The organism is Litoribacter ruber (assembly GCF_018500185.1).
GTDB lineage: Bacteria > Bacteroidota > Bacteroidia > Cytophagales > Cyclobacteriaceae > Litoribacter > Litoribacter ruber.
This window is the reverse complement of record NZ_JAHBGI010000004.1, coordinates 96,647-119,417: the sequence shown is the minus strand read 5'-3', so window position 1 is coordinate 119,417 and position 22,771 is coordinate 96,647. Positions and strand designations below refer to the sequence as shown.

Annotated in this window: 18 protein-coding genes; 12 read left to right on the top strand and 6 right to left on the bottom strand. The window is 43.2% G+C overall.

Annotation, left to right across the window (positions count from 1 at the left end; translation table 11 throughout):
- Positions 1 to 303: 303 nt before the first annotated feature.
- Entirely contained in the window at positions 304 to 2,196 is a 1,893-nt protein-coding gene (locus KIH41_RS18270) for a polysaccharide biosynthesis protein (protein WP_214161986.1), read from the top strand.
- A 21-nt stretch (positions 2,197 to 2,217) separates the two neighbouring features.
- Positions 2,218 to 3,306 carry a non-hydrolyzing UDP-N-acetylglucosamine 2-epimerase gene (wecB, locus tag KIH41_RS07075; protein WP_213943421.1) on the top strand — a complete coding sequence of 363 codons (1,089 nt, stop codon included), beginning with the start codon at positions 2,218 to 2,220 and terminating at the stop codon, positions 3,304 to 3,306.
- Here wecB and KIH41_RS07070 read toward each other — a convergent pair whose 3' ends face one another.
- On the bottom strand, positions 3,307 to 3,663 hold the full coding sequence (locus KIH41_RS07070; protein WP_214161985.1) for a YraN family protein: 357 nt from the start codon (positions 3,661 to 3,663) through the stop codon (positions 3,307 to 3,309).
- 70 nt (positions 3,664 to 3,733) lie between these two features.
- On the opposite strand from KIH41_RS07070, the gene lipB reads away from it, so the two are divergent.
- Genes lipB through KIH41_RS07040 form a run of 6 tightly spaced genes read left to right on the top strand, consistent with a single transcriptional unit; the run spans position 3,734 to position 9,465 of the window.
- Positions 3,734 to 4,483 (top strand): lipoyl(octanoyl) transferase LipB, encoded by a 750-nt coding sequence (gene lipB, locus KIH41_RS07065; RefSeq protein ID WP_213943419.1) that lies wholly within the window; start codon positions 3,734 to 3,736, stop codon positions 4,481 to 4,483.
- 8 nt (positions 4,484 to 4,491) lie between these two features.
- Entirely contained in the window at positions 4,492 to 4,893 is a 402-nt protein-coding gene (locus KIH41_RS07060; RefSeq protein WP_214161984.1) for a hypothetical protein, read from the top strand.
- 9 nt (positions 4,894 to 4,902) lie between these two features.
- Entirely contained in the window at positions 4,903 to 5,640 is a 738-nt protein-coding gene (locus tag KIH41_RS07055; RefSeq protein WP_213943417.1) for a 3'-5' exonuclease, read from the top strand.
- A gap of 44 nt (positions 5,641 to 5,684) precedes the next feature.
- Positions 5,685 to 7,847, top strand: coding sequence for a ribonuclease R (gene rnr / locus KIH41_RS07050; protein ID WP_214161983.1), 2,163 nt, complete (start codon positions 5,685 to 5,687; stop codon positions 7,845 to 7,847).
- Positions 7,840 to 8,835 (top strand): polyprenyl synthetase family protein, encoded by a 996-nt coding sequence (locus KIH41_RS07045; RefSeq protein WP_214161982.1) that lies wholly within the window; start codon positions 7,840 to 7,842, stop codon positions 8,833 to 8,835. Before rnr ends, KIH41_RS07045 begins: the two co-directional genes overlap by 8 nt.
- A complete protein-coding gene (locus KIH41_RS07040; RefSeq protein ID WP_214161981.1) occupies positions 8,836 to 9,465 on the top strand; it encodes a rhomboid family intramembrane serine protease in 630 nt (209 codons plus the stop codon).
- A gap of 36 nt (positions 9,466 to 9,501) precedes the next feature.
- Here KIH41_RS07040 and KIH41_RS07035 read toward each other — a convergent pair whose 3' ends face one another.
- Both KIH41_RS07035 and hpf read right to left on the bottom strand, forming a co-directional pair.
- Positions 9,502 to 12,084 (bottom strand): zinc-dependent metalloprotease, encoded by a 2,583-nt coding sequence (locus KIH41_RS07035; protein ID WP_214161980.1) that lies wholly within the window; start codon positions 12,082 to 12,084, stop codon positions 9,502 to 9,504.
- A gap of 154 nt (positions 12,085 to 12,238) precedes the next feature.
- Complete coding sequence (gene hpf, locus KIH41_RS07030; RefSeq protein WP_213943412.1) at positions 12,239 to 12,544, bottom strand: ribosome hibernation-promoting factor, HPF/YfiA family; 306 nt, start codon at positions 12,542 to 12,544, stop codon at positions 12,239 to 12,241.
- A gap of 133 nt (positions 12,545 to 12,677) precedes the next feature.
- On the opposite strand from hpf, the gene KIH41_RS07025 reads away from it, so the two are divergent.
- Both KIH41_RS07025 and KIH41_RS07020 read left to right on the top strand, forming a co-directional pair.
- A complete protein-coding gene (locus KIH41_RS07025; protein WP_213943411.1) occupies positions 12,678 to 13,856 on the top strand; it encodes a baeRF7 domain-containing protein in 1,179 nt (392 codons plus the stop codon).
- A 127-nt stretch (positions 13,857 to 13,983) separates the two neighbouring features.
- Positions 13,984 to 14,958: a c-type cytochrome gene (locus KIH41_RS07020; RefSeq protein WP_214161979.1), complete on the top strand. Its 975-nt coding sequence runs from the start codon at positions 13,984 to 13,986 to the stop codon at positions 14,956 to 14,958.
- Positions 14,959 to 14,996: 38 nt separating this feature from the next.
- Here KIH41_RS07020 and KIH41_RS07015 read toward each other — a convergent pair whose 3' ends face one another.
- From KIH41_RS07015 to rplU, 3 genes are all read right to left on the bottom strand, one after another.
- The gene (locus KIH41_RS07015) at positions 14,997 to 17,714 is read right to left on the bottom strand and encodes a S9 family peptidase (protein ID WP_214161978.1); all 2,718 of its coding nucleotides are present in this window, start codon (positions 17,712 to 17,714) and stop codon (positions 14,997 to 14,999) included.
- A gap of 196 nt (positions 17,715 to 17,910) precedes the next feature.
- Entirely contained in the window at positions 17,911 to 18,171 is a 261-nt protein-coding gene (gene rpmA, locus KIH41_RS07010; protein ID WP_143962381.1) for a 50S ribosomal protein L27, read from the bottom strand.
- Between the two features lie 37 nt (positions 18,172 to 18,208).
- Complete coding sequence (gene rplU / locus KIH41_RS07005; protein WP_143962382.1) at positions 18,209 to 18,520, bottom strand: 50S ribosomal protein L21; 312 nt, start codon at positions 18,518 to 18,520, stop codon at positions 18,209 to 18,211.
- Positions 18,521 to 19,226: 706 nt separating this feature from the next.
- Between rplU and KIH41_RS07000 the strand changes: the two genes are divergently transcribed.
- Positions 19,227 to 20,213 (top strand): ribonucleotide-diphosphate reductase subunit beta, encoded by a 987-nt coding sequence (locus KIH41_RS07000; protein ID WP_214161977.1) that lies wholly within the window; start codon positions 19,227 to 19,229, stop codon positions 20,211 to 20,213.
- A 37-nt stretch (positions 20,214 to 20,250) separates the two neighbouring features.
- A complete protein-coding gene (locus tag KIH41_RS06995) occupies positions 20,251 to 22,641 on the top strand; it encodes a ribonucleoside-diphosphate reductase subunit alpha (protein WP_213943407.1) in 2,391 nt (796 codons plus the stop codon).
- Positions 22,642 to 22,771: the final 130 nt, after the last annotated feature.

The window sequence follows — 22,771 nt, the reverse complement described above, 5'->3', positions numbered from 1 at the left end:
CATTACTCCAAAAAGTTTAAAAAAAATATAATGTGACTATTAAAAGGATCAAATGCAATTAACCAATTGCCAACCCTCTTTTCCTGCTGTTCAAACCAAGACAGCTCAAACACCTGAAAACCACAACATTATTAGGCTTTTTTAACAGCCAAAAATGAATTATTATTGTAAAATATTCTTTTGATTAATAGATAATTTATCATATTTGATATTAATGATAGGATTATTGTCATTTTGAAGCATTGCTAGGAGGTAATTCCGCCTAAAACTCGAAATAAATTGCCAACTTTGCCCAACTTAACCGTGACTAAATCTTCACATAACTTACTTCCAGGATGGATGGTTCTCGCTTTGGATTTCCTTGTTTTTTTCCACGCAAGTATTCTTAGCTATTTCATCATCTCGAGTTTAAATTTCAGCATTTTAGTATCTTCTGGCTTTTTGCAGGGCAGCGTTTTATTTGCTGCTATTGCCACATTTTCCTGTTATATGTTGAAAAACCACCACCTTGCCGCCGAAGACAACCTGGTGCAAGAAGTCCTTTCTATCCTCAGGACACTGATCCTAAGTACGGTAATTATTGCTATTTTCACCTTGACGGACCGCTATATTTTCGGATTATATCTTCTGCCAAGCAGCAAAGCAATTTCTATCAGCATGGGACTTTCTCTATTTGGCCTTACCTTTACCAGAATGGCGCTTAGACAAGGGATAGATTATCTGTCCCAAACCCATCAGGTGCAAAAAAACATTCTTATCATTGCCAGCCACGCCTCTCAAGCCATGTCTAGAAGGGTTTTGAAAAATGCAGGCTTCCCACTTCACTTCATTCAGGCCTATGTTTCCGAAAACTTCACCGAATCTGGAAGAAAAATATTGGGAGCACCGGTTTATGAAAACCTTTCCGAATTGCATAAAGTAATTGCCAGACATAAAATCACCGAAATCTTCATCAGTGAAGAGGGATTGAGCATTGAAGAAAAGAGAAACTACATCAATGCCTGCCTTCAAAACGGTGTGCAACCGAGCATGTTGACCCCTTCCGATGAGTGGGACATCAACGACGGGGAGTATGTGCTAAAAAAAACTTCAATTGAAGATTACCTAGGTCAAGAGGCTGTAGTAGAAAATACATCTAGCAGCAAAAAACACTTCTTTTCCAACAAGACCGTCATGATCACCACAGCCGGCAGCAAGCTAGGCACGGAACTTTGCCGCCAGCTCATCTACCAAAATCCGGCTCACATCATCATCGTGGACAGGTCGGAGGCAGCAATTGCCGATTTGAGTTTTAGAGTAAAACAGTTGAAGCTAAAAAGCCATGTAACCACAGCCGTGGTGGATATCCGAAACAAAGGCAGAATGAGGGCATTATTTGAAGCCCATAAACCTGAACTTGTTTACCATACAGCCCTATACCACGAGCCGTCCATGATGGAGGTATACTCAGAGGAAGCCGTAAGGGCAAATGTTTTGACCACCAAAAGTCTTTCTGAATTATCTCTGGAGCATGATGTAGAGAAATTTATCCTAATTTCCTCCCACCAAGCAGTAAATTCAACAGAAATCATTGGGGCTTCAAAGAAGTTGGCCGAAATGTATGTCAAATACAAAAACGACCTGCCGAGCTTTGGTCCAAAAACGCAGTTTTTGACCATCAGACACGGTGAGGTATTGGGCGTAAACGACCATAGCCTTCAAAAAATCAAAGCCGAAGTCAGAGGCGGCCAAGCGGTCAATATTCATCACCCTGACACTAGCCACCAGTATTTCACCATTTCCCAAACCTGCAAATTCATTCTCACTGCCAGTCAAATTGGCAAAGGGGGTGAGGTATATGCCATGGAAAAGACCAGCCCGATTAAATTGGTCGAGTTGGTCAAAAAGACCGTCCAATTGTATGAAGGAAGAATTTCTTCTGAGCTAAAAGTCCATTATAACAAGCACCTGCAGCCAATGGAGGCTAACCCTCTTTTTGATGCCAAAGCAGAAAAGGTCAAAAGAACTCACGTTCCAAACCTGACTAGGCTGCAGCCCTTATTGGAAACCACATTTGATGTTTCAGAAAAAATCGAGGAGCTGGAGGAGATTTTGAAAAACCAGGATACCCTCACCTTGCATAGATTTTTCAAAAGCATCATCCCAGCATTCATAAGCGACAACAACTTTGTGGAATTATCTAACAGGCTTAATTGATGTAATTTTTACCTTTGCCGCATGAAGATTACAATCGTGGCTGGGGCAAGGCCGAATTTTATGAAAATAGCCCCCATCATCAAGGCTATTAATACTGAGTATTCCGACAAGATCCAATTCCGTCTGGTCCATACAGGTCAGCATTATGACCGGAAGATGTCTGGCGATTTTTTTGAAGAATTGGGCATCCCAATGCCGGACTCTAACCTAGGAGCCGGAGGAGGCACACAGGCTGAGCAAACTGCCTCGATCATGGTAGGCTTTGAAAAGGAACTGCTGGCCAACCCAACATCTGTAGTATTGGTCGTAGGCGACGTCACCTCCACCATGGCCTGCTCCATCACTGCCAAAAAACTCAACATCCCTGTAGTGCATGTGGAAGGCGGTATCCGCTCTGGGGATATGAGCATGCCTGAGGAAATCAACCGTATCGTCACCGACAGTATTTCTGACCATTTCTTCACCACCAGCGAGCTGGCCAATCAAAATCTCCAAGCTTCAGGAATAAGTGCGGACAGGATACATTTTGTGGGCAATACGATGATTGACACCCTTTTAGCTAACTTGGAAAGATTGCAAGATCCAAATATCCTGCATGAAGGAAAAGAACTGAAACCCCATAAATACATCGTGCTCACCCTTCACCGCCCTGCAAATGTGGACGAGGAAGAAAAGCTAAAACTTATGATGGACACCATTGTCAATGGCTGCAGCCCATTCCCCGTGGTGTTTCCTGTCCATCCCCGGACGGCGCAAATACTAGATCAATTGGGAATAAACTATGAAAACCTGGTCACCGTGGAACCGCTCTCCTATCTTAAGTTTAATTTCTTGGTCAAAAATGCATTGGGGGTGATTACCGACTCCGGAGGGATTACCGAAGAAACCACCATCCTAAAAGTACCGTGCATTACGCTCAGGGATAACACCGAAAGACCCGAAACAGTAGAGTTGGGCACCAATGAACTGGTAGGGACAGACCCTGCCAAGCTTCCACCATTTTTGGAAAAGATGAAGTCTGGAAACTGGAAACACGGCGATACGCCTCCGCTTTGGGACGGCAAAGCAGCCCAAAGGATTGTCAAAAAACTGCTGGAGATCTACGGTTAATCAATAGAAAGCATCCTCAAAATGATAATACGTAAAATTCCCATCCGGATCTTTTGATACCGACACGATGTCAAACCGGATATCCCAATGCCAGTCTTTGAGATGGATAAAATGATCGGCAGCACGGATGATCAGCTGCTTTTTGCGATAATCTACGAATTCTTCCGGGTGACCAAAATTGAGCCCACTGCGGAATTTGACCTCTACAAAAACCAAAATGCCATTATGGGTCAAAATAAGATCAATTTCGGCGTGGCGATACCGAAAATTGGAGGCGATAAGGCAATACCCTTTTGAAATAAGCCAATCGCCAGCGAGCCTTTCGGCCTCAAACCCTTTTTGAAGATGCTGTGCCATGTGAAAAATTATTTGTGTAATTTTGAAAAAATAAGCCAGTAGAAGCTAATCAAAATCCAAAGAAGCAACTGTGAATCAAGTTATAAATAAAAAGGTAAAGTTTGTCGATTTAGGGCTAAAAGATTATCAGGAAACTTGGGACTTGCAGGAAAAGGTGTTTGCCAAAACCGTGGAGGCAAAAATTGCCAATCGGAAAGCAACTCCCGATGAACAGCAACCTACCGATAACTACCTATTATTTGTGGAGCATCCTCATGTGTACACACTAGGAAAAAGCGGTGATCCCTCCCATTTGTTGCTGGACGAACAAGGCCTAAATGAAAAAGAGGCCAAGTTTTATAAAATCAACCGTGGCGGGGACATCACCTATCATGGTCCTGGCCAGCTGGTCGGCTATCCCTTGCTTGATTTGGAAAACTTTTTCACCGACATCCACAAATACCTTCGCCTGTTGGAGGAGGCCATTATCCTCACACTGAAGGATTATGGCATAGAGGCAGGCAGGATTGATGGCTTGACCGGGGTATGGCTAGATCACATCAAGCAGCAAAATCCAAGAAAAATATGTGCCATGGGCGTCAAATCCAGCCGCTGGGTGACCATGCACGGCTTTGCCTTCAACGTAAATGCAGATGTGGCTTATTTTGGCAACATAGTCCCATGTGGAATAGCCGACAAGGCCGTCACCTCCTTACATCTGGAGCTTGGAAAAAAAATGGATGAAAAAGAGGTGAAAGAAACTGTAAAAAAACACATAATTGAACTTTTTGGCATAGAAGAGGCGGTAACTATTTCTGCCGAAGAGTTGACAAATATTTAAGCTTATTAATGAAAAAAGACATAGATTTCCACCCAGTAACGGGGGTAAAACTTGCTATTGCCAAAGAAGAAAACAACGGCCAAGTGGAATGGGGCGTGTATATCATCAACCTCAACCTAATTGAGTTGAAAACAGTCATGGTCACCTCAAAAGGGTATGGCTTAATTGACGGTGAGGAAAAGAAAACCTCCACTTTGAGGCATTTAATCGAGGAGTTGGGGTCCCAGAGCATTGCCAAAATTGAACCGATTGATCCCGCCCTTTTCAAATTAAACAATGAATTCTGGGTAAGTTATTATATATTGGATCAAATCTTTGACAAGAAATTTATATTTGTGGAAGGCAGCATGAATGAGGAGAACATCAAACTCATTCCCGAGCTGGGCCTCCAAGGAGTACTTCACTCATAACCTTACTTTATGGCGGATTTTTTTAACCAACTTAAAAACATACTTTTTCTGGATATTGAAACGGCCACCTCGACCGAAGAATTTGCACAACTTGACCCAAGACTTCAGGCGGAATGGATGCTAAAACACCGGCGAAATGGAGATGACTCCATCAGTCCTGAGGCTTATTATTCCGACAAAGGAGCGATCTTCGCAGAGTTTGGCCAGGTGATCTGCATTGGGGTCGGATACATGGTTTATAATCCGGAAACGGAAAAATTCCAGTTCCGCACCAAAAGCTTTGCAGCTGACACTGAAAACGAGACACTTTTGGAATTTAGGGAGCTGCTGGAAAAGAGAAGGTGGACCCTTTGCGCCCACAACGGCAAAGAGTTTGACTTTCCCTATCTATGTAGAAGGATGCTGATCAACAAGATCCCCTTGCCAGACGCGTTGCAAATGGCGGGCAAAAAACCTTGGGAAATCAACCACCTGGATACCCTCGAACTTTGGAAGTTTGGAGATTACAAACATTACACAAGACTGGACCTTCTTACGGCCCTTTTTGGCATACCCAGCCCGAAAGATGAAATAGACGGAAGCAAGGTCAATGAAACTTATTATAAGCAAAAGGGTTTAAATATAATCAGAAGCTATTGTTTGAAAGATGTGGAGGCAACAGCAAGAGTTTATTTGGCCTATCAAGGCCTGCCTTCAGACCTGGAAATGGAAATCATCAATCTGGACACCCCACCTGTTGAGAACTGACCACCAGTTTATTTTAGCTTAATTATTACTAACAATTAATTTTTATGGGAAGAAAATCAAATAAACAATCACCAAAAAGTAAAAAAGGAATGGACTCTGCCCAATTGGCCAAAACAGTTCTGAACTTTTTAGACAGAAATTTCGGAGAGGAATTTTCCTCCAAACAACTTATAAAAAAATTAGAATTAAGGGATGCCAAGACAAAAGCGATGCTGGATTCAACCTTGCACAAGCTGGTCGAAAGCGGCTCCCTGAGCAAAAACCCGAGAAATGCCTATTCCTCTACCAAGGAACCGGATTTCATTACCGGCACGGTGGACTATGTCAATCCCCGCTTTGCTTTCATCATCCCGGATGACCGGGAGCAGTTCCCCAAAGACATTCAGGTAAAGGATTCCGATCTCAAAAATGCCTTAGATGGGGATAAGGTCAGAATCATGATCAACCCTAACCCCAACCGCTCAGGCAGATTGGATGGAAAAGTACTGGAAATCATTTCCAGAAACAGGGATGAGTTTGTGGGAAGAATTGAAATCTCGCCAAGGTTTGCGTTTGTGGTGGCTGATTTCAAGAAAATGCACCACGATATTTTCATCAAAAAGGGTGACCTTATGGACGCCCAGCACAACCAAAAAGTGGTGGTCAAAATCACCGAATGGCGGGATGAAGACAAAAACCCAACAGGAAAAGTGTTACGTGTACTCGGTGAGGCGGGAGACCATGAGGTGGAAATCCACTCCATCATGGCTGAATTTGGCTTACCTTTCGAATACCCAGAAGAGGTAGAAAGGGAAGCGGAAGAAATCAGAGAGGAAGTTCCACAGGAAGAAATTGCCAAAAGAAAGGACTTCCGCGACGTGACCACTTTCACCATTGACCCAGCAGATGCCAAGGATTTTGATGATGCCATATCATACAGAAAACTTGAAAACGGCAACTTGGAAGTCGGTGTCCATATCGCCGATGTGACTCACTATGTAAAGCCTAACACCTTACTAGAAAAAGAGGCCTACGACCGGGCTACCTCTGTGTACTTGGTCGATAGAACCATCCCTATGTTGCCCGAGAGATTGAGTAACGGGCTTTGCTCATTGAGACCTGAGGAAGAGAAACTCACTTTTTCATGTGTTTTCGAAATGAACGAAAACGCCGAAGTGGTGAAGCAGTGGATAGGAAGGACAATTATTTATTCAGATCGAAGGTTTGCCTACGAAGAGGCTCAGGAAAATATTGACAACCAATCCGGTGACTATTTCCAGGAGCTCACCCACCTGAATGATTTGGCCAAAAAAATACGTAAAACGAGATTCCAAAAAGGCGCCATCAATTTCGAAACCGTTGAGGTCAAATTCAAACTTGATGAGAAAGGCACCCCTCTCGGCCTGATGGTCAAAGAAAGGAAGGATATTCACAAAATGATTGAGGAATTTATGCTTCTGGCCAACCGGACCGTGGCGGAATTCATTTATAATAAGAACAAGGGCAAGGACACCTTTGTGTACCGGACCCATGACTACCCAGACTCAGAAAGGCTGGTCACATTTTCCAACTTTGCCAAAAGATTTGGCCATGAGGTGGACCTGGAAAAGCAAGGAAATATCTCCTACTCTCTCAACAAGCTCATGGATGAAATCCAGGGAAAACCGGAGCAGAATGTCTTGGAACAACTGGCTATCAGAAGTATGGCTAAGGCCAAATATACCACTGAGCCGAAAGGCCACTTTGGGTTGGCTTTCAAACATTATACCCACTTTACCTCCCCTATCAGAAGATATCCTGACATGATGGTGCACCGGTTATTGCAGCATTATCTGGATGGCAGCAAATCACCTGATGCTGAGACGTGGGAAGACAAGTGTGTTCATTCATCGGATCGCGAAAAGAGGGCCTCTGACGCTGAAAGGGCTTCCATCAAATACAAGCAAGTGGAATACATGGCCCTTGCCGAGGAAAAAGTTTACGAAGGAATCGTTTCCGGTGTGACAGAATGGGGTATTTTTGTGGAGATTACCGAAACCAAATGCGAAGGCATGGTTCGTCTTCAGACCATGGACGATGATTACTATGAGTTTGATGAGAAAAACATGCGCGTGATCGGTGCCAAAAACAAGAAAATGATAACCCTTGGTGACAAGGTGCATGTGCAGGTGGTTGCCACCGACATCGACCGAAGGACCATAGATTTGGAATTTGCAGATAATGACTGAAAGTAAAGAGATAAATGTTCCGGAACTGTTGAAGGAACTGGAAGGACACCTTACCAGCCTCAAGTATGGCCAAGAGCCGACCGAACTTTATCAACCTATAGATTACATCATGCAGTTGGGCGGAAAGAGAATCCGTCCACTGCTTGCCCTACTGGCTTACAGCCTTTACAAGGATGACTATCAAAGCATCCTCAACCCAGCATCGGCGATTGAGGTTTTCCACAATTTCACCTTGATGCATGACGATATCATGGATGAAGCGCCCTTGCGGCGAGGTAATCCTACCGTGCATGAAAAGTGGAACGCCAATACAGCCATCCTTTCAGGGGATGTGATGCTGGTCAAAGCTTATGACATGCTTCTGGAAATTGACCCGGCTCTTCTTTCCAAGGTTTTAAGGCTTTTCAACAAAACTGCAGCTGAAGTCTGTGAAGGACAGCAAATGGACATGAATTTTGAAACCCGGGATCACGTCAATGAGGAGGAATACATCAGCATGATCCGCCTGAAAACGGCCGTTTTGCTCGGCTTCTCCCTTCAAATGGGGGCGACTTTGGCCGGCGCTGGTGAGGAGGATGCCCAAGCCTTGTATGACTTTGGGGTCAATGTGGGTATTGGATTCCAACTCAAGGACGACCTGTTGGATGTCTATGCAGACAAGGCCAAATTTGGCAAACAGGTAGGAGGAGACATCATCGCCAACAAAAAGACATTCCTACTTATCAAAGCTAAAGAGTCAGCTTCAGACGAGCAACTCGTAGAGCTTAACAAATGGCTGGAAGTTTCCTCCACTGAATCCAATGAGCAAAAAGTCAAAGCCGTAACTTCCATTTTTACCAAAAACGGTATAAATACCCTGACGGAGAACAAAATGACCAGTTATTTTGAAATGGGTTTTTACCAATTGAAAAAACTGAAAGTCAACAATCCACAAGCTTTAAAAACTCTAAAGGTTTTAACGGAAGATTTGATAAATAGAGAAAGTTAAATGGAGATTTCGGCTACATTAGTAATAATCGCCCTTACCGCCCTCACTTCATTTCAAGGCTTTAAAAATCCAGGTTTGATAAACCGATGGATGTTTACGCCTTATTTGATCAAAGAATATCATCAATGGGACCGGTTTGCCTTGAGCGGCTTTATCCACAAAGACCTGACCCACCTTCTATTCAACATGTTCACCTTCTTCTTTTTCGGAAGAATTGTCGAGCAGTTTCTGGAATATTACTTCAATGGGGTGATAGGCACGGTGGCTTATGTGATCTTTTATCTGGCAGCGATCATCATTTCGGATATCCCTACTTACTTGAAGCAAAAAGGAAATCCTCGCTACCATGCCTTGGGAGCCTCTGGAGGAGTTTCGGCAGCTGTTTTTGCCAGCATCATGCTTATGCCGCTGGCTGACATTTGTCTATTTGGATTGATCTGTCTTCCAGGTTTTATTTTGGGTGTACTCTTTCTGATCTATTCGGTGGTGAAAGGCATGCAGGATAAAGACGGTATCAACCACGATGCACATTTGTTCGGCGCTATTTTTGGCATTTTCTTCATCTTGATACTGAACCCACAAAGCGCCATCAGCTTTTTTGATCAAATAAAAAACTACAGGCCATTTTGACCTGTAGTTTTTTCATTTCAAATCCAATCCACTTTCTTATTTGATTTCCTTTAGCGTATTATCAATTAATACCTTAAGGTGATCCTTATGCGCTTTGGTAGCCAAATCACCAGCACCATTACTTACCCTGCCTTTGATATAGTTCAGGTTGTAAAGTGCAGCGGATTTCGCCATGTTATTGTACTTCCCATTGCTGTCGCTTGATACCATCGACTTGAGTGAATTTACATACTCTAGCTGTAGGTTTTGGCGGAAAGTATTCACGTTCTTATTTATGTCCGCATCAAAAACGGATTTGGTCAGATCGTTCATGAAGCTTGCCAATTTGTAATCATTCCCATAAAGCTCGGAATCAGTAATCCTCTGTAAAGTATTTGGGTGCAACAGGTGGTTGAGCACGTTTTTCTGATAATTCAGCACCTGCTTGTGGATCTTGGGATCCTCCGGACCACTGAAGAAATTAAAGCCTCTTCTTTGTTGTGCCAAGTAATTGTACAGATCATTTGAAACATTAAAAGCATCCGGTGCAAAAACATATTTACCCAGAGCATCCATGGCTCTTTTCTGATCTTTGATACTAACTGGCGTGAATGGCTGATTGGCACCTTCCTGCCCCGCCATCGAGCGGTCCACATACACACCTCCGATAAACCTGGAAACCACACCAGCTGCAGTTGCATATTGCCCCATCAGAACATTATAGGCCTGGTTAAGCTCATGATAGGATTGGCCTTCTTTGGTATATTTAGACTTCACGTCCTTCATGATGTCCTTCACCAGGTCCATTCTATCAATCGAATATTGAATCTGGTCATTGGAAAGGTCACCAATCATCACCCTTGGATCGATGCCTTTACCAGGAGATCTCATATCGTCGGCGTCATTTCCGAAAATATGCTCCGGCTTTGTGGACTCTGCAAGGATTTTATTCAGTCCATCCTCATCCACATCGGCATAGCCAAACTGAATTGCCCATTTATCATATGGCCCCACGGTGGTGGAGAAAAAGTGACCTTGTTTCTCCTTGTCCTTATTGACGTTGATTGCCAAATAGTCCATCACGGAACCGGATAGAGCTTTCCCTTTGGTAAAATTGCCATCCTTAAGTTCCTCTGGTGAGTAAAGCTGACTGGCTTTCATGTTATGGTTAAGCCCCAAAGTATGACCTACCTCGTGCATTAGCAATTCCGCCATGGCTTCCTTGCGCATGCCCACCATCTCCATGTCAGAAGCTCCAGAGGCCATCAAAACCGCCTGGCCAAACATCATGTTATGCTGCATCTGGTGGCCAGCCACGCAATAAAGGTGGGGGTCATTGCCTTGCATCTGATCATTTTCAAACACTGTCAGGTCATTGAAAATTTTATCCATCACTACCCTATTGGTATGGTACACGAACTCAAGCATAATATCGGATCCTAAAATCTGCCCGGTTCTTGGGTTGACAAAGCTCGGGCCATAACCGCCAAATGGAGGATTTGGCGAACTTGTCCAGCGGAGCACATTGTATCTGATATCTCCGGCATCCCAATCGGCATCGTTAGGCTGTACTTTCACTTCTATAGCATTTTTGAAACCTGCCTGCTCAAAGGCTTTATTCCATTCCAAAACAGCCTCTGCAATGGTTTCCCTCCACTCATGGGGAGTTGAATTTTCTATCCACCACACAATTGGCTCTACCGGTTCAGAAAGCTGGGCGTTTGGATCTTTTTTCCTCAAGTCCCAACGGTGAATCAAATCGCGATAAGGGGTAGCAGAACTGGAAGTCATATCGGTCACTTCGGTCGTAAAGTAACCCACACGCGGATCATCATATCTTGGCTGATATCCGTTATCTGGCATTTCAATCAAACTGTGGTACACTTTGATACTCACATTGCGTCCATCGGTAACGGCACTGGACCCGCCATTTATCACGCCTTGGTTTGTGAATACATACTCAACAGCCAAGTCAGAATTCAGATCATAGTTTCTTACTGCCAAGACTTTGGTCTTATCCCCATCGAGATTCCCTAATTTGAAGGCCAAAGGAGATTGGCCTGGGTAAGATGGGGGCTTGATATCAGAGAAAGTTTCTTTTAGGAAAAGGTTGTCCGCTTTGATGAGGTAGAGACCTTTTTCATCATCACTTCCCTCAATTTTCATGGAGGCCATCACCCCATGGCTGATATTGGCATCAGCAGATCTGCTCAAGGGGTTTTCTGGGTCAAAATAATGCGAGGTGTTTTGGGATACAAATTCAAGCTTGTTGAAATATTTCTCCACCTTGAAGATTTTGGAGTCCTTATAGGCACCACGGAATGCAGCGGCCTCGGTGACACCATCGGCAATCTGGCTAAAGTAAATAAACTCCTTGCCAAGTTGCTCCTTGGTGACCAACATTTTCAATTCACCACTGGTGGTGTCTTGGTAAAAAGTGAAAAGTCCCTCGATCTTTTTATGGCCTTTGACCAACTCGTCAATGGATTTTTTGTCACTTTTCTTCTCGGGAGTTGCTGCTACCGGGGTGGTAGTCTCAGCCTTCTTTTTCTTCAACCACTGCGCTTGGGTATCCTGGGGCGCGAACATAAGTCCAGCTGCTACCAGCACAGCGAAGGAAGTGCTTTTGAATAGATTCATAAAATATTGGATAAAATTCTGGGATTTATTTTATCCAATATAAGCAATGAATTGCTAAATCAAAATAGGCCATTTCTTATCAAAAGTTAAAAAACACAAAAGGAGGGCGATTAACCCTCCTTATTATATTACAATTTAAGAAACTGGCAGCCAATTATTTATTTTTCTGCAATTGCCTAACCAACTTGTCTGTTACATTTTTCAACATGGGTACGTAATGCTCTCCATCCTCTTCGGCAAACACATCCGGCCCCGGGATGCCCACTTTCATACCCACCTTGTGGTCTTGTCCATTTGATCCTTCAGTTTTAAAATAAACATCAACCCAATTAATCTCTTGGGTAAACCTCAAAAGCTTGTCTATAGAAGCCCTGACTTCCTGTTGCACCGCGTCGCCAATTTCCAAATTAACCGCTTGGACGTCTATTTTAATGCCTTTGTAATTCTCAGTGTAGTTCATAAATGTTATTATTTTGATTAAAAGTGCTGTTTTTTAAAAACCTTTATAGGCAGGGTTTTTGTTTAAATTTAAATAATTCAATTGAATCTTTTTAGATCACTTTAACCAAGTAAACCTAAAATTTTCCAACCTTATGAAAATATTCCACAACAACCATTTCGAAAATCTTGCCAAAACCAGCGGGGAATGCGTGGTTTCCATTTATATTCCGACCAGCCAAAAAAGCACAGATAGCTATCAGGCCGACAAAACGCATTTCAAAAACCAACTCGCCGCCACCGAAAATGACTTAAAGAACATTTGCAAGATGGAGGAAGAAGATATCGAGAAGTTTCTCAAACCTGGCTATGAACTGTTGGAAGATTATGATTTCTGGAAATACAACTCGGACATGCTTGCCTATTACATCATAGATGGTAAGGCTGAATTTTATCGCCTTCCAATCAATTTGGACAAGGGAATGCACTTTGTCGGTAAAAGGCCATTCCTCTTGCCGCTAATTCCAGAACTAACCGGCGATGGCCGTTTTTACGTACTGCTTCTCAACTTGGATAGAATCAGACTGTTTGAGGCAACACGAAACACGATGAATGAAATCGAGCTTGATCCAGAGGAAGTGGCCGTTTCTTTTACCGCTGAGGAAGAGGAGGACGAAAATCAGGAAAGCCTGCAGGGACAGGGGGGCGTAGGAAAGGCCGGAGCAATGTTCCATGGGCATGCCAAGGGCTCCGATGAGGAAAAAAAGGTCACCATCCTCAACTATTTCCACCGCATGACCAATATGCTCGAGCCGATCTTGAACCAGCATCCGCTACCACTATACCTTGCTGGTGTGGATTACCTGATTCCACTTTTCCGTCAGGCCTCCAAATACCACCACTTGATGGAAGGACACGTATCAGGCGCCCAATTCAATGTTAAAAACGCTGATCACCGGGAGCTTCACCAGAAAGCCTGGGCCATTGCCGAGCCTCACTTTGAAAAGGAAAAAAAGGACCGCAAAGAGGATTTTGGCTTCAAGGCTTCAAAAAACCTCGCCGTTTCTAATGATTATGCAAAATTGATCAAGGCCTCCATCACAGGTGGAGTGGATACGCTTTTGGTAAGCCAGAAGCATAAGCACCTTTGGGGTACCTATGATGAGAATAATTACAAACTCAGCTTTGACGATGACCCTGACGGAAACAACCACTGCCTAATAGACCTGGCAGCTGTTAAGGTGAAAGAAAACGGCGGAAAGGTTTACCTGGTAGACCCTGAGCATATGCCGGATTCGGCTTTAATTGCAGGGACATTGAGATACGAATTATAAATTATTAAGCGGGGAAATTTCCCCGCTTTTTTTTCGCCCAACGCCATGTTAACCTTCTGATTTTCATAGCTATATCGGATTTTTTTATTGAAATTTGTACCATGTACACTTTTAAACCCTTATACCTATGAACAAGATATTAAAAATCTTTGCTTTTGTGATTTCTGGGTTGTTTGTAATTCTGATAGCAGTGGTTGCCTATATTTCCATAGCTTTACCCAGAGTTGATGCCGCTCCCGAACTGACCGTAGATCTCAATGCGGAACAGGTCGAAAAAGGCAGGTATTTGGCTACCCACGTAATGATGTGCGTGGACTGTCATAGCCAAAGAGATTTCAGTATTTTCGCTGCACCCCCACACCCGGGCACCGAATTGGCCGGAGGGGAGATTTTCGATCAAACCTTGGGTTTACCCGGAGTATTCATTTCCCCCAACATTACCCCTGCCGGAATAGGTGATTGGACGGACGGGGAGCTATTTAGACTGATCACCACTGGGGTCAAAAAGGATGGAAACCCCATTTTCCCCATCATGCCTTATCACAATTTCGGCAAAATGGATGAGGAGGATATCAAGGCTGTGATCGCCTACATTCGCTCCGTCCCCCCTATTGAGACCAACCACCCCAAATCAAAAGCTGATTTTCCCATGAACCTGATCATGCGGACTATTCCCAAAAATGCCGCTTTTGAGAAAAAACCCCAACCTGACGATGTGATTGAATATGGGCGCTACATGGTCAATGCCGCCGCTTGTAATGAGTGCCATACGGACTTTCGAGACGGAAAATTTGTAGGTGAATACTTGGCCGGAGGGAGGGAAATGATGTTCCCAGATGGTGCGGTGGTGAGGTCGGCAAACCTAACCCCGGATGAGACGGGTTTGAAAAGTTGGACCAAAGAGGATTTTATCCAAAAATTCAAGAGCTTTTCCTCGACTACTGTAACTTTAGCAAAAGTACAACCCGGAGAATTCCAAACCATTATGCCTTGGTTAATGTACGCAGATATGACAGAAGAAGATCTAGGAGCAATATACACTTACCTACAGTCTTTAAAGCCGGTAAAAAACAAAGTGGAACGCTACACTCCTGCACCATAAAAATTAAGGCAGTCTCAACTTGTGAGACTGCCTTAATTCTATTCTGCCATTTCATATAGCTTTTGTGAGTGGGGAACTCCTGACTCCATCCAAGTAGGAGCCTCTTTGTCCATGAGATAATGGTCAAAATATTCCTTCATCCTAACCTGGAAATCTTTCTGATTGGCCTCGTTGGTTAAATGATGCCCCTCATTGGGGTAAGAAAGGAAAATCACTTCTTTGCCCATTCTTCTTGCCGCATTGTAAAGCTCCAGTCCCTGAGCCCAATCCACTGCACCATCCTTGGTGCCATGCAAAATCAGAAAAGGAGTGTTTATGTTTTGAATGTGGAACATGGGATTTTCACGCTGATAATCCTCCCGGTGGGTCCAAGGGGTTACCCCCCTCCCCATCCTTACCTGGCCGATTTCCATGATCCCGTGGTGCACAGTCCCGGAACTTCCATATATGTTGTTATAAAAACTCTCAAGGTTGGTAGGCGGAGCCCCAGTTACAATGCATTTAAACATATCTGTTTTGGTGAGAATAAAAGAGGTCTGATAACCGCTCCAGCTGTGTCCCTGAAGGCCAATCCTATCTGCGTCAGCATAGCCAAGCTCAATGAGCTTATTGGCCGCTGAGGTAATACCGTCGAGTGCACTGGTACCGGGGCGGCCTTCTTCATAGACATTATCAGGCATGAAGACCATGTAACCATTACTGGCGTAGGTGGACATGTGGGGCCTATCATCATATACTGGCATAGAATACTGGTGATGCCTGTCCGACATTTTCTCATAGAAATAGATGATGGTAGGATAGCTTTTCCCCTCTTCATAATTGGCTGGTAAGGTAAGCGTTCCCTGTAACTTGTCTCCCCTGCCATTTTCAAAATCAACCAATTTCCTTTTTCCCCAAGCGTATTCGGCATGCTGGGGGTTTGCGTTTGTCAACTTTTTAGGCTTTCCAAATCGCATATCAGCAAGGTGATAATCAGGGAATTCCGTAAAAGTCTGCCGGGTAAATACCACCTTTTCAGTATTCCTAGCTTTTTGTGCCGAGCCGAACATGGCATCATCATAAACCAATTCACTTGGTTCTTTGCCCTTTTCCAAAGCGTAAAACCCACTTTTTTTGGTCCATTCGCCGTACGCCGTCAAAATGATAGTCTTGTCCAAATCCACCCATTTTTCCTCCCTTTCGAGATTGGCAAGTCTGAATCTTATTTCCTTATCCGTTCCAATTTTTGTAAGGTTCTCTGCGGAAGAACCATCAAGTGCTAAAAGCCAAAGGTCAAATTCATGGTTTACGATCACATGATTTTCATCCTTAGTCCATCCGGCTACGCCGTAAGGTGGGTTTTCGTGCGGGTAAGGGTGATCCATATTCATAAAACTCACATCTGCTTTTTCAGAAACATTCACCTTTCTGTCATTTTCCAAATCATACACAATTAGAGCAGAATCCTTTTGGTAAATGTAAAACCTGCCATTTGGCGAAACCTCCAATGGCCGGTTGATTTCCTCTTCAATCATTTTCTCATCACCAGAAGAAACATCGACCCTGTAGAGATCCGCAGGAGACACGCCCCAGTTGATATCACTCACATAAGGCTTTTCATCTCTTTTGATCAGGTATCTGTTATGGTTGCTCATCACGAGAGACTGATCGGGGTGATCAGTAAGCTGGGTTAGAGTCCCTTTTTCAAAATCAAACAGGCCTGTGTCTGTATTTCTGCGGTTGCGCTCAGCTCTCACCATTTGTACAGATTGGATTCGATCGTCCTTATGGTGCCACACATCCACATTGGGAATAGTGTCCTTGCTCATTTTCACTTTGGCCTCCTGCTGTTTCAAGCCTACCCAAACTCCCTTACCATTTTCCTGAAAGTAGACTCTGGAAAGGTCGCTTATCACCAAGTCAGCCAATGCAGTATTGTCTTTTTCAAGCTGGTGTTTATTGGGAGAGTTATCCAAGTTGGCAAATACAAGCAAATCATAGGCGGTATGGATTAAAGAATCATCGGCTACTCCTTTCAAAAATGCCAGAGTTTTGCCCTTAGAACCCCATTCCTTCCTATCGGCCCTATGGTCATCCCATACAAGGTGTTTATAATCGCTCTTTTCGGCATCCAATACCTGAGTGGATCGGTTGTGAAGGTCAAGCAAAAAGACACCATTCCCGATTTTATCCTCAGCAGAAACAGTATAGGCCAACTTATCTGAGCGCTTGTTGAACGAAAACTCCTCCACATTTCCCAGGGTCATGACATTACCCGATTCCAAGTCATGGATTACTAAGTCGGAACCCTTATGGGAGTTTTTTTTCCCCTCAGGTTTAGTTCTATGCACAGCCCAGAATTTCCCATCTTCGGAAAACTCCATCTTATCGGCACGGCTAACTTCAAAAGTTTTCCCATTTCCAAGGGATTTAAGAAAAGCCGTTTTGGTAACGGGCTTCTTTTCTTTCTTCAACTCTTCAGACTTTTTCTTTCCGGGTTGGGTAAAAAAGGCAAAATGCTGCACATCGGAAGAAAAAATCGGGTTGGATCCATTTTCGAATCTTTCGATATTATCTGTAGCAATGTTTTTCAGGTGCAAGGTATCATCCCCACCATTTGGGCGAAGCGAGTAGGCAAACCAGCTGCCGTCATCTGCCAAAACCGGTTGCACGATTCTCGACCAGCGCTTGTAGTCCTCCAGCTGCAGGGTTTTCTGTTGGGAAAACCCCTGGAAGGACATGAGGGCAATCAAAAGAAATAAACAAATCTTTTTCATGGGAACAATTATATTAGTCTATCCCTCAAGCTGCCCAAAGTTTCGATCCCAAAAAATCTTTTTTACATCTGTGGTTTTATTCTTTTTTCAAGACCTTATCCGAGCACGTACTTCATTCTAATTTCTGAACCATGGATCATAAAAAAGCCTTCTCCCAAAAGGAAGAAGGCTTCTTAAAATAAAATCTTTGTGTGCATTAAGCCTCAGCAGGCACAACACTTACATAAGATTTACCGTCAAATTTCTTTCTGAATTGTACTTTGCCATCAACAGTTGCGAAAAGCGTATGATCTTTTCCAAGACCAACGTTCTCACCTGGATGATGCTTAGTACCTCTTTGTCTTACGATGATGTTTCCAGCAATAACTGCCTCGCCGCCAAATTTCTTAACGCCAAGCCTCTTACTGTGGGATTCTCTACCGTTTTTCGAACTACCGACACCTTTCTTGTGAGCCATAACTTTTAATGTTTTGGATTATAACTACGCTATAATCTTATAGTGAAATATTTTCAATAAGTATTTTGGTGTAATCTTGTCTGTGACCGTTTTTCTTCTTGTAACCTTTTCTTCTCTTCTTTTTGAAGACGATTACTTTGTCACCCTTCACATGTCCAAGAATTTTTCCTGATACCTTGGCGCCTCCTAGTAGTGGAGCGCCGATTGATACAGTGCCATTGTCGTCTGCCAACAAGACCTGATCAAATTCAACGGAAGCGTCAACATCACCCTGCATTTTTGGTGCGTAGATGTATTGATCTTTAGTTACTTTGAACTGCTTTCCTGCTATGTTAACTATTGCGTACATAATGTTGATATAAAAGACTTTTTATCAAATTGAGGTGCAAATATAAGGAAGAAATACTTTTAATAAAAATACCACTCTATATTTTATCACTCAGGACCAGAACAATATCTGCCTCCTCACTATCCGCAAATGACCTATTATAATTATCCTAATATTTAATTGGTAAATTTCAAATAAAATAAGGTAAAAATCACAAGATTATTGAAAACTGATATTTCCAAAATTGAACGCCTCAAAATTATCAATTAAATACTCCACTTAACTTGATTAAATCATCCACCTGATTTTCAGTTGTTTTACTTAAAGTTTCCGTTTAACATTCTAATTTTCAGTCTATAACGCATGACAATCTTAGTATTAAGTTTTCTTGACTTAAGGTCAATAATTGGTTCAAAAAACCAGTTGAAAACTTTTTTCGAATTTTTTAAAAAATCTTCACAGTGCTCAAATTGGCCCAAAACATAAAAGTTAACATTGAAGTATAGCGTTTTAATCCTATTGACTTACTGTATCTTACGTGCATTTTGACCGCCAGTCAATAAAGAAGCATCTCTACTTTTTGTCCTTTTTAATTTCAAAATATGTTTTTCATATTTGCTTAACACAGTTCAGGAAGGCTCTCCAGTAATAGAACACATGGAAGAAAAATTTTCACCAACAAAATGTTGGTTTCCTGTCCGAAGCTCAAACGAAAATCTAATAAAAAATGCTAAGACCAGAACCCATACTAGAACAAGGCGACAGCAGCAGATTTGTCCTTTTCCCAATTCAACACGATGACATTTGGGATTACTATAAAAAGGCAGAAGCTAGTTTCTGGACCGCTGAGGAGATTGATTTAGGCCAAGATGTAAAGGATTGGAAAAACTTGTCTGATGGCGAAAGGCACTTTATCTCTCACGTTCTGGCGTTTTTCGCCGCTAGTGATGGTATCGTTAATGAAAATCTTGCCGAGCATTTTGTGGCTGAAGTGCAATATACCGAAGCCAAATTTTTCTATGGTTTCCAGATCGCCATGGAAAACATACATTCTGAAACCTACAGCTTGTTAATTGACACTTATATCAAAGATGGCAAAGAGCGCGACAGGTTGCTTAATGCCATCGAGCATATCGACTGTGTGAAGAAAAAAGCCGACTGGGCTCTCAGATGGATTGACAACGGAAGCTTCCAAGAAAGGCTAATAGCCTTTGCGGCCGTGGAGGGGATTTTCTTCTCCGGCTCATTCTGTTCCATCTTCTGGCTAAAGAAAAGAGGCCTGATGCCAGGACTGACCTTCTCCAATGAGCTTATCTCCAGAGACGAAGGCCTGCACTGTGATTTCGCCTGCCACCTATACACCAACCACGTGGTAAACCAGCTTCCAAAAGATACGGTGACCAAAATCATCCAGGATGCGGTGGAAATTGAGAAAGAGTTTGTGACTGACGCATTGCCGGTAAGGTTGATCGGAATGAACTCCGATCTCATGTGTCAATATATTGAGTTCGTGGCCGACAGACTTTTGGTAGAACTTGGTTGCAGCAAGGTATGGAACAGCACCAATCCTTTTGACTTCATGGACATGATCAGCCTACAGGGTAAGACCAATTTCTTTGAGAAAAGAGTGGGGGATTACCAAAAGGCAGGTGTGATGAAATCAAAAGAAAGCCCAGAGTCAAGCAGCAAATTCTCCATTGAAGAAGATTTTTAAGCATATTTTTTCCCAACCATTAAAGTAAAGTAAGCGCATGTTAGTAATAAAAAGAGACGGAAGAAGAGAATCGGTAAGATTCGACAAAATCACCACAAGGATTGAAAACCTATGCTATGAATTGGATAGCAGATATATCCAGCCGATCGAGGTGGCTAAAAAGGTGATTGATGGATTGTACGATGGTGTGACCACCAGCGAGCTTGACAACCTAGCTGCTGAGGTTTGCGCGTCTTTGACGGTTAAGCATCCCGACTATGCCATCCTGGCCGCCAGGATTGCAATCTCAAACCTGCACAAAACCACCAGCCAGTCTTTTTCAAACACCATGAAAAGACTGTACACCTATATCAATCCTAAAACTGGTGAGAATGCCGCTCTAATTGCCCCAGATGTATATGGTGTGATTAAAAAACATGCTGCCCGACTGGACGAAGCCATCGAATACAAGAGAGACTTCGACTATGACTTTTTTGGTTACAAAACTTTGGAAAAAAGCTACTTGATCAAACTTGACGGTAAAGTGGTGGAAAGACCTCAGCACATGCTAATGAGAGTAGCAGTGGGTATCCACAAAGAAGATGTGGATGCCGCAATAGAAACTTACCACTTGCTTTCTCAAAAATGGTTTACACACGCCACTCCTACCCTATTCAACGCAGGAACGCCAAAGCCACAGCTATCCAGCTGTTTCTTGCTCACCATGCAGGATGACAGTATCGATGGCATCTACGATACCTTAAAGCAGTGTGCGAAAATTTCCCAATCAGCTGGTGGGATCGGCCTTTCCATCCATAACATCCGTGCAAAAGGAAGCTACATCAGAGGCACTAATGGCGTTTCTAACGGAATTGTACCTATGCTGAGAAACTTTGACATGACCGCAAGATATGTGGATCAGGGCGGAGGAAAGCGTAAGGGCAGCTTTGCCATCTATTTGGAACCTTGGCACGCTGACATCAAAGACTTCCTTGAGTTGAAGAAAAACCATGGTAAGGAAGAAATGCGTGCCCGAGACCTTTTCTATGCCCTATGGATTTCTGATTTGTTCATGAAAAGAGTGGAAGCCAACGAGGATTGGTCACTTTTCTGTCCTCATGAGGCACCGGGCTTATCTGATTGCTACGGTGAAGAGTTTGAGAAGCTTTACACCAAATACGAGCGTGAGGGAAGGGCTAGAGAGGTCATCAAAGCACAGGATCTGTGGTTTGAAGTATTGGAATCTCAAATCGAGACCGGAACTCCTTACATGCTATATAAGGATGCTGCCAACAGCAAATCCAACCAGAAAAACCTGGGTACTATAAAATCCTCCAATCTTTGTACTGAAATCATGGAATACACTGCACCGGATGAGGTGGCAGTTTGTAACCTAGCTTCAATTGCCCTACCTAAATTCATCAAGGAAGACAGCAACGGCAAGCGCTACTTTGACCATGACAAGCTATACCGCATAACTAAAGTAGCCACCAAAAACCTTAACAAAGTGATTGATGTGAACTACTACCCAGTGAAAGAGGCTGAAAAGTCCAATTTCCGTCATAGACCGATCGGTTTGGGCGTACAGGGATTAGCGGATGCATTTATCATGTTGAGAATGCCATTTGACTCAGAGGAAGCTCAAGGGCTGAATGAAGACATTTTCGAGACCATTTACTTTGCCGCTATGGAAACTTCCATGGAGCTGGCCAAGGTAGAAGGCACCTACGAAACCTATGCAGGTTCTCCTGTGTCGAGAGGCGAATTTCAGTTTGACCTTTGGGGAGTTACTCCAAAATCAGGCAGATGGAACTGGCATGGATTGAAGGAACAAGTTAAAAAGTATGGGGTCAGAAACTCTCTTCTTGTAGCTCCTATGCCTACCGCTTCCACTTCGCAAATTCTTGGAAACAACGAGTGTTTTGAGCCTTATACCTCAAATATTTACACCCGTAGAACACTATCCGGAGAATTCATCGTTGTTAATAAGCATTTGATGAAAGACTTGATCAGACTGGGACTGTGGAATGAAAACATGAAAAACAGACTCATTGCCGCCAACGGATCTGTACAGGCTATACCGGAAGTACCGCAAAACATAAAGGATATCTACAAAACGGTGTGGGAAATCTCCCAAAAGGTGATCATCAATATGGCAGCCGATAGAGGCGCATATATCTGCCAGTCTCAAAGTATGAATGTGTTCCTACAAGAGCCGAACTTCGGTAAATTGACCTCCATGCACTTTTATGCTTGGAAAAAAGGTCTTAAAACCGGCATGTATTATCTGAGATCTAAAGCTGCTGCTTCAGCCATCCAGTTTACGGTGGACAAGTCACAACTTGACAGCACGCCAGGTGCCGAGGCAGACAGCACCAAAAATACAAAGCAAGACGCCATCGCCTGCTCATTGGACAATCCAGATGACTGCGAAATGTGCGGCAGCTAAATATTGAAAATAAGTGTAGTGGTTAAATGTGGAAAAGAGCGCCGGTCAGTATCGGCGCTTTTTTTTTGCAATTTTAAAACTGAGAAAAATAAACCTTTCATTACTTAAATCAATTGTGTAAATAACAGCA